At 64.7% G+C, this 2513-nt stretch carries 2 protein-coding genes; one reads left to right on the top strand and one right to left on the bottom strand.

What is annotated here, in order from left to right:
- Positions 1 to 123: 123 nt before the first annotated feature.
- Positions 124 to 462 carry a hypothetical protein gene (locus AC1D00_RS36335; protein WP_477013986.1) on the bottom strand — a complete coding sequence of 113 codons (339 nt, stop codon included), beginning with the start codon at positions 460 to 462 and terminating at the stop codon, positions 124 to 126.
- 518 nt (positions 463 to 980) lie between these two features.
- Here AC1D00_RS36335 and AC1D00_RS36330 point away from each other — a divergent pair.
- A partial coding sequence (locus AC1D00_RS36330; RefSeq protein WP_135177483.1) for a peroxidase family protein occupies positions 981 to 2513 on the top strand: 1533 nt, incomplete at its 3' end.

Here is a 2513-nt window from a genome sequence, read left to right as displayed (position 1 = left end):
ACTCTAGCACTGCTCCGGCAGACCGCCACAACGTATCTGTGGTCCGCTTCCCGCATGGCCAGGGCCGCCTCCGTATCGCACGGCGGCGCGACGTCCAATCGCGCCGCGCCGCCGTGCGATCCGTCACTGCTTCTCGAACGGAATATATTGCTGGTACTGCTTGGGCACGGAACTGCGATAGCGCGCAGGCACCGTGCCGGTGTCGACCGAATGATCGATCTCCTGCTGCCGCGTCATCTTCTTCTTCGCCGGCTTCTTCGATGCGCTCTTCTTGGAGTCGGACGGCTGGGCTGACGTGTCGGTGGTCGCGCTCGGCGTTGTCGTCGTCGCGGCCGGCGCGGCCGGCGTCGCCGCAGGCGCTGCGGTCCCGCCAGCCGCCGGCGCGCTCTGCGCCAGCGCGAGCGGTGTTTGCATGAGAAGCGCCAGCGCTGCTGTCGCAGCCAGCAAATATGACCTTTGCATCAGAACCTCCAAAATAACTGTCCCGAATGCAGCAAAGCGTAGGCCTCCGGGAGCAACGTGTGCAAGTCCGCCGACGATAGGCCGGAACCCGGCCTCGAACTGTGGCCGAGATCACATGACTCGCCGCGGCTGGCCTCATCATAGATGCAAGTCGAACGCGGCGCCCACTGCGGACACCAGGACGAGCACGACAAAGTGTCAGGCAAGTCCCGGCGCATGACGCGCGCGCTGCCACAGTCTTCGCGTGAAGACGATCGGCCGCGCCGACAGCCCGGCGAACTGACGCGAAGCCGCTTGCGCTGATCGATGACGAGAATGTTATCCGTCATCGCTCCGGGAAAAATTCGCAAAGTGCGGCCGCAGCTTGCTCGCAAAGCACCTCCCTCTGAAGAACCGCCGATGCCGGACAAGTGTGATCTATCTCGCTTGTGGCGGGTGTGATCTAGCCTAGCCTGCATATTCCAGCGCGAACAACTTCAGCTTGACTTGTTTCCATCGTGACTTTTCAGGGAGGTCTCATGAGCAGCCGCCACAGCATTGTTCCGCGCGGTCTGAACGCAACGCGCTCGCCGCTTTCGCAAGGCCGCTTCGGCCGCATGTTTCGCAAGCTCACACCGGCAAAATTCGGTCTCAACGATGCCGACAACATCGCGAACCTTTCGGCGCTGGCCGACAAGATGGTCGGTACGTTCGATGCGCCGAAGGACGGACCGGACGCAGAGGAGAGCGGCATTCCTTCGCTCTACACCTATTTCGGCCAGTTCATCGACCACGACATCACGTTCGATCCGGTCAGCTCGCTGACCAAGCAGCAGGACCCCGACGGGCTCGTCGACTTCCGCACGCCGGCGCTCGATCTGGACAATCTCTACGGCCGCGGTCCGAACGACCAGCCCTACATGTATGACGGCATCAAGTTCCGCCTCGGCGAGAAGCTGACCGGCGCGGGCGTGCCCGATGCCAGCGACCTGCCGCGCTTCAAGGGCCGTGCGCTGATCGGCGATCCCCGCAACGACGAGAACAGCATCGTCTCGCAGTTCCAGGCCCTGATGCTGCGCTTTCACAACCGCATGGTCGACGACAACGACAGCCTGTCGTTCGAGGAGGTGCAGCAGCGCGTCCGCTTCCACTATCAATACGTCGTCATGAACGACTTCCTGCCGCGCATCGTGCACGCCAGCGTGCTGGACGAGTTGAGGACCGCGGGCCGCTACGACCGCAGCAAGCTCGCTCACTACCACTGGAAGACCTACCCCTTCATGCCGGTCGAGTTCTCGGTCGCGGCCTACCGGCTCGGGCACTCCATGATCCGCCCCGGCTATCGGCTGAACGATGCGGCCAACATGCTGTTGCAGATCTTCCCCGATCCCCACAATCCCGACCACAATGCGCTGACCGGCTTCCGTGCCATGGGTCCGGGGCGCGCCATGGACTGGGGCCGCTTCATCGATCTCGACACGCGCCCCTATGGCGTCGAGGACGACGACACCAATGCCGACAACAGCAGGCGGCTTCAGTTCGCCTACCGCATCGATGCGTCGCTGGTCGACCCGCTGCGCAAGCTGCCGCCGGAGGTCGCGTCCAATCCGTCGTCGCTCGCGCTGCGCAATCTCGAACGCAGCTGGCGGCTCGGCCTGCCCTCGGGCCAGGCCGTCGCCAGGGCGATGAATCTGACCCCGCTGACGGACGACCAGATCATCATCGGCAAGGCCGTCGACGAGCCGGGACCGGACGATCCGCAGGTTCAGATCGCCTCGATCGCGAATGGCGTGTTCGCCGGCAATTGCCCGCTCTGGGCCTACATCCTGGCCGAGGCACGGCAGTTCCAGACCGCCGTCACGATCCCGGCCACCGGCGCGCCCGGCCCCATCAACACGCCGCAGCTCGGCCCCGTCGGCGGTCGCATCGTGGCCGAGGTCTTCCTGGGCATGATGTTCGGCGACCATTCCTCCGTGCTGTCGCTCGACCCGCAATGGACACCGGTGACCGGCGCCGGCTTCGCGCTGAGGGATCTCGTGGCCTACGCGCTCGGCCAGGGCGATCCCCTGCAC

It is taken from the genome of Bradyrhizobium sp. P2_E8 (assembly GCF_056403875.1).
The sequence above is the reverse complement of the archived record's forward strand: the minus strand, read 5'-3'. Positions and strand labels throughout refer to the sequence as shown.